Genomic DNA, 18,935 nt, shown 5'->3' with positions numbered 1-18,935 from the left:
CTTAGGCGAGGCCAAACACGCCAAACATCAGGGTGGAGACAACGGCGATGGTCAGACCGACCGCAGTTTCGTAGGGGATGAGCTTGAGTCGCTCGCCGACGCCCATGTGGACGCTGCCGCCGGTGGCATGGAAGAAGGAGCCGTGGGGCATGTGGTCAAACACGGTGGCGCCGGCGTGGATCATGGCGGCCCCTGCCAGGCTGCTGATCCCCAGTTCAATCAGAGTGGCGCTGAACACGTTGGAGGCCACCACGGTCCCGGCCGTAGTCGAGGCGGTCGCCAGCGACATCAGGGCACCGGAAATGGGGGCCAGCAGATAGGAGGGCAGACCGGAAGCTGTCAGGCCGCTGATGAGCACATCTTTCAGGCCGGAGTTGGCGATGATGCCCGCCAGGGTCCCCGTCCCCAGCAGCATGATGGCCACCGGCGCCATGCGGGCCAGGCCCGAGACGGCAAACTGGTTCACCTTGGTGAACTTGCCCATCATCAGAGCCCCCACCAGGCCGCCGAGGGGCAGCGCAATGAGCGGGTCCACCACGATGCCGGCGATGGGACGCAGGGCCAGCAGCAGGATGGCGACCAGGGGCGCACTGATGGCGGCGGCAAAGCCGGGCAACTTGGCACCGTCAAAGCTCACCACCTCGTCGGCGGCCACCTTGCTGCCCCGGTTGTTGAGGCGCTTGGCGAGCCAGTAGGCCATCACCAGACCGAACAGGCCGGGAATGATGCCAGCCGCCATCACCGAGGTGAGAGGCAGGTGGAAGGCATCGGCTGCCGCGATGGCGTTGGGATTGGGAGACATGACGTTGCCCGCCTTGCCACCGCCTATCATCGCCAGCAGGATGGCCGCCTTGGAGAGATCGGCGCGGCGGGCGATGGCCAGCGCAATGGGGGCGACCGTGATGACGGCCACGTCCACGAAGACGCCGACCGCGGTCAGGATCAGGGTGGCCAGCGCCAGGGCCAGCAGGGCGCGGGTTTCGCCGAGTTTCTTGACGATGGTCTCGGCGATGGTGGTGGCGGCGCCCGATTCGATGAGCACCCCGGCCAGCACACCCGCCGCCAGGATCCGCATCACTGCCGTGGTGATCCCCTGGGCGCCGCCGATCATCAGGGCGACGGTCTGGGTCAGGTCGGCGCCACCGATCAGGCCACCGGCCAGGGCACCGACAATCATGCCGTAAGCGGGCGGCACCTTCTTCAGGATGAGGAAGATGGCGATGGAAAGCGCGGCGAGCGCGCCGAGCGCGGAGACTGGGATCATGACGGGCACCTTGTTGTTGTAATGAGTGGCGCCATTATGGGGATCCCCGCCTGGAATGCTTTGGCCATAAAACCAAAAAAAGCATTTACCGGCCTTGTATTTTTGTTGGAAAAGACAAATCAACTATCGAGACTGAGCCCGAGATAGAGCAGAAATTTGTCATCTAACTTATTGAAATTCAAGCCGGTTATCTGCTCTATCCGGGTCAGTCGATAACGCAGGGTGTTGGGGTGAATGAACAGGGCTTCGGCACAGGGATGCAGATCACAATCCTGCAAGAAATATTGGCGCAGCGTCTTTTGCAGCGTTCCCTTTGTGTCCTCCTGCGCCAGCTTTTGCAGCGGAGCCCGCAGCTGATCCGCCTGCCAGGAGTCCGCCAGGGTGCCGAGCAGCACTGAGAGCCGGTAATCCTCGAAGAAATAGACCTGCTTGCGGGGCGATTGGCGCATGCCACGGCGCAAGGTGTCTCGCGCCGTCTGGTAGGAGAGCGCCAGCCCGGGGATGCCGGCGAAGTAATCACCCACCCCGATACGAACCTTGAAATGGGGAATACGGGAGAGCAGTTGCCGGATCCGACTGCGCTCCTGCGTCGACTGCCAGACGCCGTCGCTGAGCTGGGCGGGTTTGAGCACCACTATCTCGTCCAGGCCGTTGATGGCCACCAGGTTGTCCCGCTCCGGGTTTTCCAGCAGGTGAACCAGCTCCCTCACCTGGGCGGGCTCGGCCTCCTCCAGCGCCAGCACGGCCACCACCCGGGGCTGGGCGAGATCCAGCTCGAGGAAGCGGGCCACCTGTTGCAGTTGATCGGCCCGCCCTTCGCCGCGAATGAGCTGCAACACCAGCTCCTCCTTGTGGCGCTTGTCCCACTGCAACTGCTCGGTGAGTGCCGCCTGTTCCAGGATGAGCTCGGCGGTCATGCGCACCAGCTCGGCGTAAGCACGCACGATGTCCGGATCCCCCGAGATGCCGATGACGCCGAGCAGCTCCCCCTGATAGGCGATGGGCAGGTTGATGCCGGGCCTCACCCCCTTGAGCTCCCGGGCGGTGGCCTCGCTTATCTCCACCACCCGGTTCTCGGTCAGGGCCAGCACGGCCCCCTCGTGGCGCTGGTGCAGCCGCTCCGGATTGCCGGACGCAATGATGAGTCCCCGTTCATCCATGACGTTGACCGAGAACGAGAGGATCTTCATCGCCCGGCTGACTATCTGATGCGCGAGCGCGTCGTTGAGCTGCATTGCCTCTCCATACCATTCGTTGACAGGGTCCCCGGCGTGCGCCATCACCGGGATCACCCGTTAAAGATCCCACATCATCAAGACAAGCGCGGGGGGGATCGCTAGAATAGGCCACTTTACGCTATCAGTGCCCCACCATGGATCAAGGATCCGGCATCATGCCGCTTTGCGCCGTGGTGGTTTCACCCTCCGATATGGACTCCGCTATGGATTATGAATTTCGCCGCGACCCGTTCGGTGGCTATCGCGCCCGGTTCTCCATGGGCCATGAAGCCATCGGCCAGTGGTTGATCGACGAGGTGGGCAAGGACGAGGAGAAGCTCGACGAGCTGTTCGCCATCATCGACCAGCTCTCCAGCCGGGCCCGCACCGAATACCGGCTGCTGGGGGGCGACTACTCCCTGCTGCTGACCCACGAGGAAGCCGAGGTGAAGGCCAATGTCCTCAATATCGAGCAGGACGAGGATCTCGACGATCTCGCCTACTACGATGATGAACAGCTGGCCATGTGCGGGCTGGAAGATTTTGCCCAGGTACTCGGCTCCTGGCGCGCCTTTATCCGCAACGAGGATATGGGCTGATTACCCCCATTCGGGCGAGCATGCCCCTTGCAACCCAACAGGATTGACTATGTCCATTTACGATTTTGATGACGAACTGCCGGAAGACGAGCTGGATCAACCGAAGAAACCCGCCCAGCCCAAGAAGAAGGGCAAGCAGGTGCTGAACACCCAGGTCAACCTGAGCCCGCGCGATGCCAGCCGCCTGAACGGCATGCACGTCGAGGCCATCACCACTCTGGATGACGTCAGTCTGCCGAAGAACGTCATCTTCAAGGCCGGTCTCATCGCCCTGGGCGAGCTGGAAGCCAGCAAACGCGCCGACATCATCGCCCGGGTCATCGCCGAGTCCGGTCGCTGATACGGGAAGGCCATCGCCTCTCTCGGTGGCATCTTGCCGCCGTCCAAGCCGGAGCCCAGCTCCGGCTTTTCATTGCGCGTCTTCTGCCGGCCAGTCTCGGCCACCCCCTTTTCCTTGAACCAGACCATGGGGATCGTTAAGGTGCGCCCTTCATTCATACAAGGAGACTCGATGTTACCACTCCCCGATATCCTCATCTGGCTCGTCCTGGGGCTGGCCGTACTCTGCTGCCTCGCCCGCCGGACCAGGCCCGGCATGCTCCTGTTGGGACTTGCCCTGCTTACCGCCCTCTGGCTTGAGCGACTCGCGCCCCTCGCCGCTCTTGTCAGCCTCGCCGGTCTGCTGCTGGCCTGGCGCACTCCCACCCTGCCCCCACCCTGGCGCGGCGTCGCACTGACGCTGGTCCTACTGTGGTCCCTCGCCCTGACGCTGCATCTGGTGCCCGGCTTTGACAATCTCAGGGTGCTCGACAAGGTACAGGCGGGCCCGGCCAGCGTGCCCTTCACCCTTTACCTCAATCTGGACAAGCCGCTCATTTTCTTCGCCCTGCTGCTGGGCATCCCCGGCCTGCTCGGCCCGGGTGGAACGATGCGCTGGCGGCCGCTGGCCCTGCTCATCCTGCCGCTCACGGCCCTGCTCATCACCGCCTGGCAACTGGGCGCCCTCAAACCCGAAGCGGGACTGCCCCACTGGTGGTGGCTGTTCGCGTTCAACAACCTGCTGTTCACCTGTGTGGCGGAAGAAGCGCTGTTCCGGGGATGCATCCAGCAAGGGGTGGCAAGCCGAAGCACGCCCTGGGCAGGCCTCCTGGTCGCCAGCCTGCTGTTCGGCGCAGCCCATCTTGCCGGTGGCCCGTTGCTGGTGTTGTTCGCCGCGCTGGCGGGGGCCTGCTATGGCCTGGCGTTCCAGCTGAGCGGGCGCCTCAGTATCGCCATCCTGCTCCACTTCCTGTTCAACTTCGCCCACCTGGCCCTGTTTACCTATCCCCTGGCCAGCCACTGACGTCGAGCACAGGTTCACCGGGCAAAAAAATGCCCCGCCCCCGTGGGGGCAGGGCATCTGCATTCACCCTGCAATCTAGTCGACGTAGAAGGTCTGCTGGAAGGTCAGCGTCTGCTGCTGCCCCTCCCCCATGATCTTCAGGGTGAACTGGTAGGTGTCCTCATTGCGATAGGGCAGCACTGCCAGGTAATAGATGGCATTCCCCTCTTTCACCTCCTGAAAATTCAGGGTGCGAAGGGTGCCGGTCAGATTGCGGGCTTCGCCGCTGATCCCCACCGCCTGTGCCACCCCCTGCTTGTTCTGCACCGCGATATTGACGATGCCGTTATAGCGGCTGCGCTCCAGGCCATAGGTCCTGGCTACCTCGGGGGTGAGGAAGCTGGAGTTGAACGCGCTGTAGTGCACTTTCCAGGGGCCCAGCTCCTGCATCTGCTCAGCCCGCAGCGGCAGCGTCATCAGGAGTGCCAGCAGGCAACTCATCCAGGCAGTTTTCATGATGTCATCCCTCTCGTATCAACCCTGATTATCGAGCAGAGCGGCAATCTCGGCGGGGATCTGCTTTGGCGCGTCGATGGCGACCGTCTTGTGCCGACCCAGCTCCCCCCGCAGGATGCGAACCTGCCCCTTGGCCACCTTGCACTGCTTGGCCAGGTACTTGATCAGGTGACTGTTGGCCTGACCATCCACCGGCGGTGCCGTGATGGCCACTTTCAACTCGTCACCGTGCAATCCGATGATCTGATCCCGGCTCGCCTTGGGCTGGATCATCAGATGCAACACCAGCTCGTCCCCTTCCAGCAGGACGGCGGGCATCAGATCATCCACCACAACTGGCCGAACAGATCCCCCATCAGGTAGTTGATGGCCTGCAGCGCGATGAAGGCGACCAGCACGGAGAGATCCAGCCCGCCCAATGCAGGCAGGATGCGGCGAATGGGGGCCAGGAAGGGTTCAGTGAGCTGGTGCATCACGTATTCAATGGGGTTGCGACCCTGGCTGACCCAGCTCAGGATGGCGCGGATCAGCAGGATCCAGAAGATCATGGAACCCGCCTTCTTCAACACGGTGAGCGTCGCAAACAGACAGAGAGTGAGCCAGTCCGCCTGCAGCACATTCATGCTCTTGAGCAGGACCAATTTGCCAAAGGCGATCAGCAGCGCCAGCAGCACAGAGGCCATGTCCAGCCCGCCAAAACCCGGGATGACGCGGCGCAGGGGCACCACCAGCGGGTTGGTCAGCTTGACCACCATCTGGCTCATGGGGTTGTAGAAGTCGGCCCGCGCCCACTGCAGCCAGACCCGCAGCAGCACCACCATAAGGTAGAGATCAAAGACAGTGTTAATCAAAAAGTAAGCCGTGTTCATCCGGGCTCCTTGCTAAAAGGGATTCAGAAAAGGGTTTCCATTTCGCCGGCCCGGGTAACGGCCGCCTGCATGGCTCTTGCGGTCAGCGGCATCAGCCCCTGCTCCTGGAATGTCTTGACGGCCTCGGCCGTGGTCCCGCCCTTGCTGGTCACCTGCTCGCGCAGGGTCTGCAGCGACAGCTCGGGATTCTGCTCCACCATGGCGGCCGCTCCCAGGGCGGTTTGCTGCACCAGCAGGCGGGCCTGCTCCGGCGTAAAGCCCATGGCCTCGGCCTCCTCGGCAATCGCCTGCATGAACAGGAAGAAGTAGGCCGGGGCACTGCCCGCCGCCGCAATGACGCCGTTGATGCCGGCCTCCTCATCCACCCAGAGGGTCTTGCCCACGGATTGCATCATCTGTTCGGCCACCGCCCGATCGGCCTGCCCGATGGCGGGCGGTGCATAGAGCCCGGTCATCCCCAGCCCCAGCAAGGAGGGGGTGTTGGGCATGGTACGAATAATGCGATCGTGACCACCCGCCATCTCCTGCAAGCGCACGACGCGAATGCCGGCAGCGATGGAGATGAGCAACTTGCCATCCAGCGAGCCAAGCTCGGCCACCAGCGCCGTCAGCATGCCCGCCATCAGCTGGGGCTTGACCGCCAGCACGATCACCTCGGCCTCACGGGCCGCCTCGGCGTTGTCCTGGGTGATACGGATGCCGAACTGGCTGGCCAGTTCGTCCAGCTTGGGGCGGCTGGGATTGGCGGCGATGATACGCTCTGCCGGGTAACCCGCCTGGATGAGGCCGGCAATGATACTGCGGCTCATGTTGCCTGCCCCGATGAAGGCGAGGGTTCTCTGCTGCATCAAACACTCCTGTTACTGACATCGCAGCGGATGCCGACCCAGCCTGTGCGGGCTGACAGCATCACACGCGCCTGTTTACCTGAAAAAAGCACGACCGGGGTGTTTCTCGCCCCGGCTCTTGCTCATGAATAGTCACGGGCCCCGAAGATGGCGGTCCCGACCCGCACCATGGTGCTGCCATGGGCAATGGCAGGCTCAAGATCCTCGGTCATCCCCATCGAAAGGGTGTCGACGCTCGGGTATTGTTGCGCAAGCTCGGTGAACAGAGCCTGCATGCGCGCCATCTGGGCCGCCAGCACCCCCTCGTCGCGGGTATGCTCGGGGATGGCCATCAGACCGCGCAACCGCAGCCGCTCGCTTTGGGCCACCAGGGAGGCCAGGTGGAAAATCTCTTGCTCCGACGTACCGGATTTGCTGCTCTCTCCGCTAATATTGATTTGCAGACAGATATTTAGCGGCGCGAGCCCACTCGGTCTCTGGTTGTTGAGGCGTTCGATGAGCTTGTCGCGATCGACACTTTGAACCCAGTCGAACCGCTCCGCCACCAGCTTGGACTTGTTCGATTGCAGCGGGCCGATAAAGTGCCACTCTATGTCTGTACAGGCGTTCTGCTCGCGCAAGGCATCAATCTTGAGCGCGGCCTCCTGGGCGTAGGATTCGCCAAAGCGCCGCTGACCGGCGGCATAGGCAGCCTGAATGTCCCCCAGCGGCTTGGTTTTGCTGACAGCAAGCAACTGGATGTGATCTGGGCTGCGGCCAACACGCCGGGCAGCCTCTACAATACGTTCCTTTACCTGAAGCAGGTGCTGGGCAATCTGGCTCATATTTCGTTCGTAATCTTGTGATGGGAGAATAACAAATCTATGGATATCACAGAGTTATTGGCATTCAGTGTAAAGCATAAGGCCTCGGATCTACACCTCTCGGCCGGGGTCCCCCCGATGATCAGGGTTGATGGGGAGGTTCGCAAGATCAATTTGCCCGCCCTGGATCACCGGGAAGTCCATGCTCTCATTTACGACATCATGAATGACCACCAGCGCAAGGAGCTGGAGGAGAACTTCGAGGTGGACTTCTCCTTCGAAGTACCCGGCATGGCACGCTTTCGGGTCAACGCCTTCCAGCAGGCGCGCGGCTCGGGCGCCGTGTTTCGTACCATCCCGAGCACCGTTCTGACCCTGGACGATCTGGGGGCGCCAGAGATATTTCGCAAGATAGCGGAGTACCCTCGCGGCCTGGTGCTGGTGACTGGGCCCACCGGCTCGGGCAAATCCACCACCCTGGCCGCCATGGTCGATTACATCAATGACAACTTCCACCACCACATCCTCACCATCGAGGACCCCATCGAATTCGTGCACGAGAACAAGCGCTGCTTGGTGAACCAGCGGGAAGTACACCGCGACACCAAGAGCTTCAGCAACGCCCTGCGCTCGGCCCTGCGGGAAGACCCGGATATCATCCTGGTAGGTGAAATGCGGGACCTCGAAACCATCCGTCTCGCCATGACCGCCGCTGAAACCGGTCACCTGGTGTTTGGCACCCTGCACACCTCCTCGGCCGCCAAGACTATCGACCGTATCATCGACGTCTTCCCCGGCTCGGAGAAGGACATGGTGCGCTCCATGCTCTCCGAATCCCTGCGGGCGGTCATCTCCCAGACCCTGCTCAAGCGTATCGGTGGCGGCCGGGTGGCGGCCCACGAGATCATGCTGGGGATCCCGGCGGTGCGAAACCTCATCCGGGAAGACAAGGTGGCCCAGCTCTATTCCGTCATCCAGACCGGGATGACCCACGGCATGCAGACCATGGACCAGAGCCTCAAGCAGCTGGTCAACCGGGGGGTCGTCGCCTCCCTCGATGCCAAGGCCAAGGCGGTCGATCCCAATACCATTTAAGCTCGCACACCCAAGGAGTCGCCATGAACATAGATGTTCTGCTCGCCGCACTGGTTGAACAAAAGGGCTCGGATCTCTTCATCACGGTCGATGCTCCCCCGACCCTCAAGGTCAACGGGCGTCTGGTGTCGCTCGGGCCGGCTCCCCTCGACAAGACGACGGCGCTGGCGTTGATCAGAGAAAGCCTGGACGAGACCCACTTCGAGCGCTTCCTGCACACCCGCGAGGCCAACTACGCCATCCAGCGAGGCTCGCTGGGGCGCTTTCGGGTCAGCGCCTTCTGGCAACAGGATATGCCGGGCATGGTACTGCGCCGCATCGAGACCCGCATCCCCACCTTTGACGAGCTGGTGCTGCCTCCCATCCTGCAGGAGGTCGCCATGGCCAAACGCGGGCTGGTGCTCTTCGTCGGCGCCACTGGCGCCGGCAAGTCCACCACCCAGGCGGCCATGATAGGCTTTCGCAACCAGCACGGTGACGGCCACATCCTGACGGTGGAGGATCCGGTGGAGTTCGTCCATCAGCACGATCGCTGTCTGGTGACCCAGCGGGAGGTGGGGATCGACACCGCATCCTTCGATGTCGCCCTCAAAAACTCCCTGCGCCAGGCCCCGGATGTCATCCTCATCGGTGAAATCCGCTCCCAGGAGACCATGGAGTTCGCCATCCAGTTCGCCGAGACGGGGCACCTCTGCCTCGCCACCTTGCACGCCAACAATGCCAACCAGGCGCTGGATCGCATCCTGCATCTGGTCCCCCAGGAGAAGCACCGCCAGTTCCTGTTCGATCTCTCCTTCAACCTGCGCGCCATCGTCGCCCAGCAGCTGCTCCCCTCCGCTCACGGGCAGCGCCGGGTCGCCGCCTTCGAGATCCTGCTCAACACCCCGCTCGTCACCGACATCATTCGCAAGGGAGAGATGCACAGACTCAAGGAGGTGATGACCAAATCCGGCGAGCTTGGCATGCAGACCTTCGATCAGGCGCTGTTCACCCTGTTCTGCACCGGCCAAATTGGCTACAGTGAGGCCCTTGCCCATGCCGACTCCGCCAACGACCTGCGACTGCTCATCAAGCTGTCGGGTCGCGAGCAGCTGGGCGCAGGCACTCTCGACAACGTGACCCTGGATGAATGAGGGGCGTGCGTCATCGCTAGTAAAGGACAGTTATGCTGATTGTGGTTTCCCCGGCCAAGACGCTGGATTACGAGTCACCCCTGGTGACCCCCCGTTTCACCCAACCCGAACTGCTGGACCACTCCGCAGCACTGATCACCCGGGCTCGTCAACTGAGCCCGGACCAGATCGCCAGCCTGATGAAGATCAGCGACAAGCTCGCCGGCCTCAACGCCGCCCGCTTTGCCGAGTGGCAGCCTGACTTCACGCCGGCCAACGCCCGCCAGGCGCTGCTGGCCTTCAAGGGGGACGTCTACACCGGTCTGGCCGTAGAAGATTTCAGCGAGGCCGACCTCGACTTCGCCCAGACCCACCTGCGTATGCTCTCCGGCCTTTATGGCGTGCTGCGGCCGCTTGACCTCATGATGCCCTACCGCCTGGAGATGGGGATCCGCCTCGACAACCCGCGCGGCAAGGACCTCTACCAGTTCTGGGGCGACATCATCACTGCGCACCTGAACAAGGCGCTGGCGGCCCAGGGGGACGACGTGCTGATCAACCTCGCCTCCGACGAGTATTTCAAGTCGGTGCGCCCGAAAGCCCTGCAGGGGCGCATCATCACACCGGTGTTCAAGGACGAGAAGAACGGCCAGTTCAAGATCATCAGCTTCTACGCCAAGAAGGCCCGCGGCATGATGGCACGCCATATCATCAAGCATCGGCTCACCCGGGTGGAACAGCTGACCGGTTTCAATGCCGACGGCTACTACTTTGTACCGGAAGAGTCCGACGCCAATACCCTGATGTTCAAGCGCGCTGAAAATTAATTACACATTCAAGGGAACCAAGTCGGAGATCCTCGGGTCTGACTCTGTGAATCCTCTGTTGTAAGCACTTTTTGTTGGCCGACGTCCTTGCGTCGGCTTTTTTCTGCGCCTCTCTCAGGCCACTCCCCAGGCAGCAGACAGCAAAACGGCCATCCTGGGATGGCCGTTTCAACTGTGCTCGGGGGCATTACTTCTTTTTCTTCTTTGCCGACTTCTTGGCATCCTTCGGCTTTTTCTTCTTCACCGGCACCCGCGCTTCCTTGTGTCTGGGGCGCAGCTCATCGATCACCCGGCGCTTGAGGCGCTCCTCGGTGTAGCGTTCGATCTTGGCGACCATGGCCATGTCGTGAGCTTCCACCAGGCTGATGGCGCAGCCACGGTTGCCGGCACGACCGGTACGACCGATGCGGTGCACATAGACATCCGCGCCGTAGGGCATGTCGTAGTTGATGACATGGCTGACGTTCGGCAGGTCGATGCCGCGGGCGGCCACGTCGGTGGCGATGAGGAAGGGCACCTCCCCTTCGTGGAACTTGCGGATAGACTCGATGCGCTTGGCCTGCTCCATCTCGCCACGGATCCAGGCGCAGGGCACGCCTGCCGCCTGCAACTGGCCGGAAAGCTCCGCCAGCCGCTCACGGGTCTTGACGAAGATGATGGCCTTCTGGGTTTCCGGGTTTTTCAGGATGTGCACCAGCAGAGCCAGCTTGTGGGCGGCATCATCGGCCAGGTGGATCCACTGGGTGATGGGGCGGCGCTCGCTGCGGGGCGGCTCGGCGTGCAGCTCAACCGGGTCTTTGAGGATCTCGCTCGCAAACTTCTCGAGGCCGGCCCCTTCCAGCGTGGCGGAGAAGAGCATGGTGTGCTTGCGGTAGCGCGCCTCTTCCACGATGCGGTTCACGTCCTTGATGAAGCCCATGTCCAGCATCCGGTCCGCTTCATCCAGCACCAGTACCTCGATGTCGTGGCTCTCGAACTCCTCTTTCTCGATGTACTCGAGCAGACGGCCCGGGGTGGCCACCACGATGTCGGTGGTCTTGGTCAGGGCAGGCAGCTGCTCTTCATGGCTGACACCACCGATGATGGTCTCGATGCTGAGATGGGTGTGCACCGCCAGGGCCTTGGCGTGAGCACTCACCTGCAGCGCGAGCTCGCGGGTCGGAGTCAGGATCAGCATGCGGCACGGACCCGGCTTGCGACGCGGGAAGTCCAGCAGGTGCTGCATCGCGGGCAGCAGGAAGGCGGCGGTCTTGCCGGTTCCGGTCGGCGCAGAAGCCAGAATATCGCGGCCGTCCAGGGCTGGCTCCAGCACCATCTGCTGGATGGTGGTGGGGCGGGTGAATCCCATCTCGGCCAAGGCCCGACTGAGGGCTGGATTCAGGTCGAAATCATCAAAGGACTGGCTCATGGCAATACTCGGTCATTAAGGAAGCGGCAGATTATAGGCGATTATGCCGCCGGCTCCTATGGTGACTGTGGCTTAGCCGCTATAATCGCCGGCCATTTTCCGCGGGCAGGCACAGGAGGAGGGCCGAATGGGGCGCAACAACGGTTTCACGTTCAAGCAATTTCACATCGATCACGACCGCTGCGCCATGAAGGTCGGTACGGACGGCATTCTGCTGGGAGCCTGGGCGCCGGTCGACAGCGCCCGCCGGGTGCTGGACATCGGCACCGGCAGCGGCCTCATCGCCCTGATGCTGGCCCAGCGCAGCACGAACGGCTGCCACATAGACGGGGTGGAGCTGGATAAGGATGCAGCCATGCAGGCCCAGGAGAATGCGGCGGCCTCCCCCTGGCGTGAGCGGGTCACCATCATAGAGAGCGCCATTCAGGATCACCTCGCCCCCCCTTACGATCTCATCGTCTCCAACCCGCCCTATTTCCCGGCAGGCCAGACACTTCGCGATCCGGCCAGGGCTCTGGCCCGTCATACCGGGGGGCTCGACCCAAGGGGATTGCTGGCCGCCAGCGATCGCCTGCTGAACCGTACCGGGCAACTGGCCCTGGTGCTGCCCACGGCGATGGCGGATGAAATTTTATGCATTTCGTCGAGTTATGATCTGTATGAGCGTTGTTATCTGGCTGTTACTACCAGAGAGGGGAAAGAGGCAAATCGTGTTTTATTGCTGCTTGGCAGAGGATTAAACAAGTGTGAGAGGGGTGAAATTGTGATCCATTCTGCCACGGGAGGCTATTCCGACAGATATATCCAACTAACCAGCCCCTTCTATTTGAAGATGTAAATTTTGCCTTGAACTATTTTTTCACATCATTATGCTGACTGCTAAATGAGCGCCCGCTCAAGACCAGTTCAAACCACTGGTCGCGATGAAAAAACCAGCGGGGCTCTTTTTTTTACCCCCGGAAAGTGCCGGTCACTGACAAATAAAAAACTATAACAAGCAATAGTTTACAAGACAGACGAGGTTGAACTTGACGAAATCACTCACATTGTCCGATGTACTCGGATTGGGCTTCATGACCTTTGCGTTCTATCTGGGCGCAGGCAACATCATCTTCCCGCCCCTGGCCGGCTTCATGGCGGGTGAGCACCTCTCCCTGGCCATGCTGGGCTTCCTGGTCACCGCCGTGGGCCTGCCCCTCATCACCATCATCGCCGTCGCCAAGGCTGGCAACGGCTGGGCCGGCATGACCAAGCTGCTGCCGGCCGGCGTGGCCACCGCACTGGCCGTCGCCATCTACATCATCATCGGCCCGGCCTTCGCCGCCCCCCGTACCGGCCTGGTGGCCTACGAGATGGGCCTCAAGCCCTTCCTTGGCGACATGGGACCATCCGGTCTGGCTGCCTACACAGTACTGTTCTTCGGCGTGGCCATCCTGGTCTCCCTCAACCAGGGCAAGCTGATGGATGCCATCGGCAAGTACCTGACCCCGCTGCTGATGCTGCTGCTGCTGACCCTGGCCATCGGTGTCTTCGTCGCACCGCAAGGAAGCATGCCTACCGCATCCGGTGACTACCAGAGCACCCCCTTCGTGAAAGGCATTCTGGAAGGCTACAACACCATGGACACCCTGGCGTCCCTGATGTTCGGCGCCCTGATCGTCGACCTGCTGCGCCAGAAAGGCATCCATGACTACCAGAGCCAGTTCAAGTACCTAGCCATCGCGGGCATCATCTCCGCCATCGGTCTCTCCGTGGTCTATGTCTCCCTGTTCCAGCTGGGCAACACCGCTGCCGGCGTCGCCACAGATGTGAGCAACGGCGGTGCCATCGTCAACGCCTACGTGCTGAGTCTGTTCGGCCAACCGGGTCAGTTCATCCTGGCTGCCATCATCACCCTGGCCTGCTTCACCACGGCCGTCGGCCTCATCTCCGCCTGCTCCGACTTCTTCCACAACCTGACCGGCATGAGCTACAAGAAGCTGGTCGTGCTGCTGGGTGTCATCTGCGGCATCGTGGCCAACGTGGGCCTGAGCCAGCTCATCAGCCTCTCCATTCCGGTGCTGGTCGCCATCTACCCGGTTGCCGTGGCGCTGGTACTGGTCACCTTCCTGAAGGGTTACTTCGGTCACCCCCGTCTGGTGTTCCGCTCCGTGCTGCTGGTCGCCTTCCTGTTCGGCTGCCTGGACGGCCTGGGCGCCGCCGGCATGAAGATGGATGCGTTCGCCTTCCTGCCGCTGTTTGACAAGGGCCTGGCCTGGTTGCTGCCGACCCTGCTGGCCTGTGGCCTCGGTGTCATGGTGCGTGGCAATGGCAAGCTGGCAGCAGAAGCGGCCTGATAACAGATCTTGACCCAATAAAGAGGCCAGCATTCGCTGGCCTCTTTTTTGTTGGTGCAATCTGGTTCATCCGTTGTGGAGAGCGCTCCTCAGAGTACGGTTGCTGGCTTGGGTTTGCCTGCAAGACCGTACCAGTGATGCTCAAACCGGCCCGCATGCCAACTCAGGGTGCCCCAGGGCTGGTCAGCCTGCCAGCGCGGGAAGTTGATCTCCACGCGGTTGTCTTCGTACTTGTAGAGAGAGGTGCTGATCTCGATATCCGACAGGATAAGCAGCACCACCCCACCGATGACACTCCATTTCAGCATCTTCCACATGGCGATTACTCGAAGCAGATCTCGATGGTGGCACGGCCATACTCCGATTCGAACGGCATCATGATCTTGGCGCCGTCGGCCCGGTGAGTGATGGTGTGATTGGGACCGGAGACGATGACCGGGGTTGCCATGTCGAACTCATAGCCCTTCTCCCCCAGCATGCGTTTGGCGCCGCCCGTCACCATGTTGGTGATCTCGCCCACCATGTCGGTCACTTCCTCGTTGATGGTGGCCGGCGCCTCCCCCAGCATGCGACGCATGATCTCCAATGCCAGCCCCTTCTCGAAGCTGATGGAGAGGGAACCCCGGGTCTGCGGACCCACCATGCCAATCAGGCCGGAGACATCTCCCCGAGCCAGCTCGTCCGTCTTGCGCTTGGGCGCGCCCGGTTTGAGTTCCAGCTGTGCCATGGTGGAGAGCACGTTGAGCAGGGAGAGCAGGAACGGGTTTACAAAATCAGCCTTCATCTTGACTTCCTACGGTAACGGAACAGCGGGCACATTGACCATGGGCTTCTATGGTCTTGTTGGTAATAGTAAAACCATGCTGATGAGCCTGCTCGGAAAAGGCGCCGTCGATGGCGGGATCGTGCAGCTCCACTACCTCACCGCAACGATCGCAGATCAGCAGTTGCATCGGGTGGGCATGGTCGAAGTGGCAGCAGAAGATGAAGGCGTTGAGCGACTCCACCTTGTGGGCAAAGCCCTGTTCGAGCAGGAAGTCGAGCGCCCGATAGACGGTAGGCGGTTTGGCATGAGCCTCGGTCTGCTGCAACTGGGCCAGCAAATCATAGGCACTGATGGCATTGCCGTGGGCGGCAAGCAGCCGGAGCACCTGGCGCCGTGTCGGGGTGAAACGGATCCCGCGCTGCTCGCAGAGGCGTTCCGCTCGTTGTAGAAGTTGGTCTTGATTCATGTTCACGCAGATACCCTGTCAATTAGCCGGATACTATCACAGGGCCCCCAGTGCGCGGCGACAAAATTCATTTTCTGGGGCTGTCTCACGTTGTGATAGAATCCCGCCCCTTGTTTGGCCAACCCGGATGATTTTTATGCAGGCGCAGCGCTTTTCCATCGCCCCCATGCTGGACTGGACCGATCGGCATTGCCGTTATTTCCACCGTCTGATGACCCGCCAGACCCTGCTCTATACCGAGATGGTGACCACGGGCGCCATCATCCACGGCAAGGGCGACTATCTGGGCTACAGCGAGCAGGAACACCCTCTCGCCCTGCAACTGGGTGGCAGCAACCCGGCAGACCTGGCCCGCTGCGCCAGGCTCGCCGAGGTGCGCGGCTATGACGAGATCAACCTCAACGTCGGCTGCCCCTCCGATCGGGTGCAAAACGGCCGCTTCGGCGCATGCCTCATGGGTGAACCCGCACTGGTGGCCGATTGCGTCAAGGCGATGCGCGACGTGGTCAACATTCCGGTCACCGTGAAGACCCGTATCGGCATCGACGATCAAGACTCCTACGAGTTCTTGCAGGCCTTCATCGAGCAGGTAAGGGACGCCGGTTGCGATACCTTCATCGTCCATGCCCGCAAGGCCTGGCTGAGCGGCCTGAGCCCGAAAGAGAACCGCGAGATCCCGCCCCTCGATTATCCTCGCGTCTACCGGGTCAAGCAGGATTACCCGGATCTGACCATTGCCATCAACGGCGGGGTGACCAGTCTGGAGCAGACTCTTGAACATCTGCAGCACCTCGACGGGGTCATGATGGGCCGCGAAGCCTACCAGAACCCCTACATTCTGGCCCAGGTGGACAATCTGGTGTTCGGCGAGAACCATGCCGTGCCAAGCCGCCACGAGGTGGTGCGGATGATGCTGCCTTACATCGAACAGGAGCTGGCCAAGGGCAACTACCTCTCCCACATGACCCGCCACATGCTGGGGTTGTTCCAGAACATGCAGGGGGCGCGCGCCTGGCGTCGCCATCTGAGCGAGAATGCCTGCAAACCGGGGGCCGACATTCAAGTGGTGCTGGACGCCATGGCCAAGGTGCCGGAGTTCGCGCCAGCCGACGCGGTGGAGTGATCATGTACCGCTTCACCGGATCCTGGCTGCACAAGGCCCTGGTGCGTCTGTGCGCCGGCCTGCTCACCATTCTCGGCATCAAGCTCAGCACCTTCTATTTCATCGGGCTGCTGATCGTGCTGGGGCTGCACCGGGACCAGATCCTGGGCTGAACGCCACCTCTCCCGAACAAGAAAAAGCCGGCGCCCCTGCGCCGGCTTTTTTGTCACCACGGAGGCGACCCGACAGTCTGGCTTACTCCTCCTGAACCATGAACTGGAGTTCAGGGGGAGAAGAGGTCAGCACATCGGCGCAGTAATCCCAGGTCGAGATGCGGTAGTGCTGCAAATCTTCATCCAGGTGCAGTCCATCGGATTCCTGATGGAACCAGCTGGCGAAACGGGACGGGGTGATGAGCTGGATCTGCTCCTCGATGACGTGGCTGTCACGCCCCTCCGCCAGATCGCAGTCCTCCATCACCCGCACCGCGAAGATGTGGCGAAAACTCACCCGACACAGGGGCAACGGAGGCAGATCGATGCTGCGAGCACGCCCCAGCATGACGGTCAGGGTGTCGCTCCAGATATCCTGATGCAGTTCGGCCACGACCAGGCCGGGAGGGAGTTGACGAGAGGGAGCCCAGGGGACGGCTACCTGCCGAATGGCATTTTTCTGTTCCATATCCACCTCGCTACAGCGCATGCCATATCCTGAGTGTATCTGAAACAAATTTTGACGAAGATGGCAAGAAAAAACCCGGCACAAGCCGGGTTTCATTTGATTACAAGACGACCTTATTTGACGGCGTCTTTCAGCGCCTTGCCAGCCACGAAGGACGGCACATTGGCAGCTGCAATCTGGATCTCTTTACCGGTTTGCGGGTTGCGACCGGTACGGCCCGCGCGATGGTTGACCTTGAAGGTACCAAAACCCACCAACTGAACGGCATCGCCCTCTTTCAGGCTCTGGGTAATACCATTGATGATCTCTTCCAGAGCGACTTTGGCCTGAGCTTTGCTCAGGTCTGCTTTGGCGGCAATTGCATCGACAAGTTGAGCTTTGTTCATAACATTTCCTTTATGATCGGGCATTTAGCACCGGGCCACTCTATTCAAAAAAAAACACTCAGGCAAAGGCTTTATCAGCCGGATTGGCTTGAATGCTGGGGTTTTCATCAAGATCTGCGGAAATAGTCACATATATCGCCCCCATGTCCCCTGGATGGGCGACAGGATGCGAAGTACCGGTGGGGAGAGGCATGCAAATCCCCGCCTGATGTAACAATATCCCTACACTCCTATTGACGGTCAACTGGATTTTCCCTAGTTATAGGAGTGTCGTCAGTCGATGAGAATGACCGAAGGCATGCGACCCGAGAGCCGCATGCCATGCCCATGGAGGGACTATGTTAACTGAACTGGAAAAAACCAAGCGCGCACTGGCAGGCAAGCACAGAGCAATAGATGACTGGCTGGATGCCAGACAGGCGTTGCTGGTCGAGTATATGCGACTGGCAGGCCTCATGCCCGCCAAGTGCAAGCAACGCACCCTCCCAGGCCACGTCGAACTGCAACGTTTTTGCGAACAACTGGTCGATTACGTCAGCGCAGGCCATTTCGAGATCTACAACCACGTCGTCACCGCCTTTGAGCAAGCCAGCGGCGACAAACTGGAGCTGGCCAAGCGCATCTACCCCCATATCCGTGCCTGTACCGAATTCGCGCTGGAGTTCAACGACAAGTACAGCAACGCCGACGAAGCCCAGTTGCTACAACTGGACGAGGATCTGAACCAACTCGGCCCCGTGCTGGAAGACAGGTTCAAACAGGAGGATCGGCTGGTCAAGGCGCTGCAGGTGGTGGAATCCCTCAGCCATCAGCAGGTCTGATATTCAATATCGGAGCCAGTTCAATATCCTGGCGTGCCAGCTGGATTACACTCTGCAACATGAAGGATGAGCATCTTGCTCGCACGCAGACCGGAGACGACCATGGCCGAGCGCCGCCACTTTACTCGGATTTTCTATTTGACCGCCGCCAAGCTCACCCAGGGTGAACACCAGTGGCGCACCCAGCTGGTCGATGTCTCCCTGCAGGGAGCCCTGCTGCTCAGACCCGAGGATTGGGTCGCCAGCGAGGACAAGGAGTACGAAATCTGCTTCGTGCTCGGGGGCAGCGACATCGAGATCAAGATGCAGGTCGAGCTGACCCACGAAGCCAGCAAGAAGCTGGGGTTTTACTGCCACCACATCGACATCGACAGCGCCACGCACCTCAAGCGGATGATCGAGCTGAACATCGGAGAGGAGCAACTGCTCCATCGCGAGCTGGAGCAGTTGCTGCAAGAACACCGAGACCACGTCCCCCCCGAATCCTGAGCGGGCAGG

General features: G+C 61.1%; 25 protein-coding genes. 12 read left to right on the top strand and 13 right to left on the bottom strand.

The features are described from left to right. Position 1: 1 nt before the first annotated feature. Together AB5Y54_RS15075 and AB5Y54_RS15070 are read right to left on the bottom strand one after the other, a co-directional pair. Positions 2–1,264 carry a GntP family permease gene (locus AB5Y54_RS15075; protein WP_039039966.1) on the bottom strand — a complete coding sequence of 421 codons (1,263 nt, stop codon included), beginning with the start codon at positions 1,262–1,264 and terminating at the stop codon, positions 2–4. 119 nt (positions 1,265–1,383) lie between these two features. Beyond that, positions 1,384–2,499 (bottom strand): sugar diacid recognition domain-containing protein, encoded by a 1,116-nt coding sequence (locus AB5Y54_RS15070; RefSeq protein ID WP_183149277.1) that lies wholly within the window; start codon positions 2,497–2,499, stop codon positions 1,384–1,386. A 206-nt stretch (positions 2,500–2,705) separates the two neighbouring features. Here AB5Y54_RS15070 and AB5Y54_RS15065 point away from each other — a divergent pair, with 206 nt between their 5' ends. The 3 genes from AB5Y54_RS15065 (at position 2,706) to AB5Y54_RS15055 (ending at position 4,422) form a co-directional block, all read left to right on the top strand. Then, positions 2,706–3,080, top strand: a complete 375-nt coding sequence (locus AB5Y54_RS15065; protein ID WP_039039964.1) for a YacL family protein — start codon at positions 2,706–2,708, stop codon at positions 3,078–3,080. 49 nt (positions 3,081–3,129) lie between these two features. Beyond that, positions 3,130–3,420, top strand: a complete 291-nt coding sequence (locus AB5Y54_RS15060; RefSeq protein WP_039039963.1) for a hypothetical protein — start codon at positions 3,130–3,132, stop codon at positions 3,418–3,420. Between the two features lie 171 nt (positions 3,421–3,591). Further along, positions 3,592–4,422, top strand: coding sequence for a lysostaphin resistance A-like protein (locus tag AB5Y54_RS15055; protein ID WP_368153956.1), 831 nt, complete (start codon positions 3,592–3,594; stop codon positions 4,420–4,422). 75 nt (positions 4,423–4,497) lie between these two features. Here AB5Y54_RS15055 and AB5Y54_RS15050 read toward each other — a convergent pair whose 3' ends face one another. The 5 genes from AB5Y54_RS15050 to AB5Y54_RS15030 form a co-directional block, all read right to left on the bottom strand. Then, entirely contained in the window at positions 4,498–4,917 is a 420-nt protein-coding gene (locus AB5Y54_RS15050) for a DUF4426 domain-containing protein (RefSeq protein WP_029313762.1), read from the bottom strand. Positions 4,918–4,935: 18 nt separating this feature from the next. Beyond that, on the bottom strand, positions 4,936–5,235 hold the full coding sequence (gene yggU, locus AB5Y54_RS15045; RefSeq protein ID WP_010673054.1) for a DUF167 family protein YggU: 300 nt from the start codon (positions 5,233–5,235) through the stop codon (positions 4,936–4,938). Beyond that, positions 5,235–5,786: a YggT family protein gene (locus AB5Y54_RS15040; RefSeq protein WP_010673053.1), complete on the bottom strand. Its 552-nt coding sequence runs from the start codon at positions 5,784–5,786 to the stop codon at positions 5,235–5,237. The genes yggU and AB5Y54_RS15040 overlap by 1 nt, the downstream gene beginning before the upstream one ends. Before the next feature lie 23 nt (positions 5,787–5,809). Beyond that, complete coding sequence (proC, locus tag AB5Y54_RS15035; protein WP_104455227.1) at positions 5,810–6,634, bottom strand: pyrroline-5-carboxylate reductase; 825 nt, start codon at positions 6,632–6,634, stop codon at positions 5,810–5,812. 122 nt (positions 6,635–6,756) lie between these two features. Then, positions 6,757–7,458, bottom strand: a complete 702-nt coding sequence (locus tag AB5Y54_RS15030) for a YggS family pyridoxal phosphate-dependent enzyme (protein ID WP_039039960.1) — start codon at positions 7,456–7,458, stop codon at positions 6,757–6,759. 39 nt (positions 7,459–7,497) lie between these two features. On the opposite strand from AB5Y54_RS15030, the gene tapT reads away from it, so the two are divergent. Genes tapT through yaaA form a run of 3 tightly spaced genes read left to right on the top strand, consistent with a single transcriptional unit; the run spans position 7,498 to position 10,471 of the window. Further along, entirely contained in the window at positions 7,498–8,532 is a 1,035-nt protein-coding gene (tapT, locus tag AB5Y54_RS15025; protein ID WP_010673050.1) for a type IVa pilus ATPase TapT, read from the top strand. 23 nt (positions 8,533–8,555) lie between these two features. Next, positions 8,556–9,665 carry a PilT/PilU family type 4a pilus ATPase gene (locus AB5Y54_RS15020; RefSeq protein ID WP_104455226.1) on the top strand — a complete coding sequence of 370 codons (1,110 nt, stop codon included), beginning with the start codon at positions 8,556–8,558 and terminating at the stop codon, positions 9,663–9,665. A gap of 32 nt (positions 9,666–9,697) precedes the next feature. Continuing rightward, positions 9,698–10,471 (top strand): peroxide stress protein YaaA, encoded by a 774-nt coding sequence (gene yaaA / locus AB5Y54_RS15015; protein ID WP_104455225.1) that lies wholly within the window; start codon positions 9,698–9,700, stop codon positions 10,469–10,471. A 187-nt stretch (positions 10,472–10,658) separates the two neighbouring features. Here yaaA and srmB read toward each other — a convergent pair whose 3' ends face one another. Beyond that, positions 10,659–11,879 (bottom strand): ATP-dependent RNA helicase SrmB, encoded by a 1,221-nt coding sequence (gene srmB / locus AB5Y54_RS15010; protein ID WP_041210934.1) that lies wholly within the window; start codon positions 11,877–11,879, stop codon positions 10,659–10,661. A 127-nt stretch (positions 11,880–12,006) separates the two neighbouring features. Here srmB and AB5Y54_RS15005 point away from each other — a divergent pair, with 127 nt between their 5' ends. Next, the gene (locus AB5Y54_RS15005; protein ID WP_201972383.1) at positions 12,007–12,717 is read left to right on the top strand and encodes a tRNA1(Val) (adenine(37)-N6)-methyltransferase; all 711 of its coding nucleotides are present in this window, start codon (positions 12,007–12,009) and stop codon (positions 12,715–12,717) included. 190 nt (positions 12,718–12,907) lie between these two features. Then, on the top strand, positions 12,908–14,215 hold the full coding sequence (gene brnQ / locus AB5Y54_RS15000; RefSeq protein WP_223933202.1) for a branched-chain amino acid transport system II carrier protein: 1,308 nt from the start codon (positions 12,908–12,910) through the stop codon (positions 14,213–14,215). Between the two features lie 89 nt (positions 14,216–14,304). On the opposite strand, the gene AB5Y54_RS14995 is transcribed toward brnQ, so the two are convergent. From AB5Y54_RS14995 to zur, 3 genes are read right to left on the bottom strand one after another with little or no spacing between them, the layout of a single operon-like run. Continuing rightward, positions 14,305–14,532 (bottom strand): hypothetical protein, encoded by a 228-nt coding sequence (locus AB5Y54_RS14995; protein WP_109112049.1) that lies wholly within the window; start codon positions 14,530–14,532, stop codon positions 14,305–14,307. A gap of 5 nt (positions 14,533–14,537) precedes the next feature. Further along, positions 14,538–14,999 carry a chemotaxis protein CheX gene (locus AB5Y54_RS14990; RefSeq protein WP_010673043.1) on the bottom strand — a complete coding sequence of 154 codons (462 nt, stop codon included), beginning with the start codon at positions 14,997–14,999 and terminating at the stop codon, positions 14,538–14,540. Next, entirely contained in the window at positions 14,989–15,447 is a 459-nt protein-coding gene (zur, locus tag AB5Y54_RS14985) for a zinc uptake transcriptional repressor Zur (RefSeq protein WP_042882157.1), read from the bottom strand. The genes AB5Y54_RS14990 and zur overlap by 11 nt, the downstream gene beginning before the upstream one ends. Before the next feature lie 136 nt (positions 15,448–15,583). Here zur and dusA point away from each other — a divergent pair, with 136 nt between their 5' ends. Together dusA and AB5Y54_RS14975 are read left to right on the top strand one after the other, a co-directional pair. Beyond that, entirely contained in the window at positions 15,584–16,570 is a 987-nt protein-coding gene (dusA, locus tag AB5Y54_RS14980; RefSeq protein WP_368153955.1) for a tRNA dihydrouridine(20/20a) synthase DusA, read from the top strand. Positions 16,571–16,572: 2 nt separating this feature from the next. Further along, positions 16,573–16,722, top strand: a complete 150-nt coding sequence (locus tag AB5Y54_RS14975) for a hypothetical protein (protein ID WP_080769988.1) — start codon at positions 16,573–16,575, stop codon at positions 16,720–16,722. 82 nt (positions 16,723–16,804) lie between these two features. Here AB5Y54_RS14975 and AB5Y54_RS14970 read toward each other — a convergent pair whose 3' ends face one another. Both AB5Y54_RS14970 and hupA read right to left on the bottom strand, forming a co-directional pair. After that, positions 16,805–17,230 carry a hypothetical protein gene (locus AB5Y54_RS14970; RefSeq protein WP_029313758.1) on the bottom strand — a complete coding sequence of 142 codons (426 nt, stop codon included), beginning with the start codon at positions 17,228–17,230 and terminating at the stop codon, positions 16,805–16,807. A gap of 113 nt (positions 17,231–17,343) precedes the next feature. Next, positions 17,344–17,616: a nucleoid-associated protein HU-alpha gene (hupA, locus tag AB5Y54_RS14965; protein WP_005305063.1), complete on the bottom strand. Its 273-nt coding sequence runs from the start codon at positions 17,614–17,616 to the stop codon at positions 17,344–17,346. A gap of 338 nt (positions 17,617–17,954) precedes the next feature. Here hupA and AB5Y54_RS14960 point away from each other — a divergent pair, with 338 nt between their 5' ends. Both AB5Y54_RS14960 and AB5Y54_RS14955 read left to right on the top strand, forming a co-directional pair. Next, a complete protein-coding gene (locus AB5Y54_RS14960) occupies positions 17,955–18,437 on the top strand; it encodes an Rsd/AlgQ family anti-sigma factor (protein ID WP_029313757.1) in 483 nt (160 codons plus the stop codon). 102 nt (positions 18,438–18,539) lie between these two features. Further along, entirely contained in the window at positions 18,540–18,926 is a 387-nt protein-coding gene (locus tag AB5Y54_RS14955) for a PilZ domain-containing protein (protein WP_029313755.1), read from the top strand. Positions 18,927–18,935: the final 9 nt, after the last annotated feature.

This window comes from Aeromonas sp. s9 (assembly GCF_040907765.1).
GTDB classification, from domain to species: Bacteria; Pseudomonadota; Gammaproteobacteria; order Enterobacterales; family Aeromonadaceae; genus Aeromonas; species Aeromonas caviae.
The sequence above is the reverse complement of the archived record's forward strand: the minus strand, read 5'-3'. Positions and strand labels throughout refer to the sequence as shown.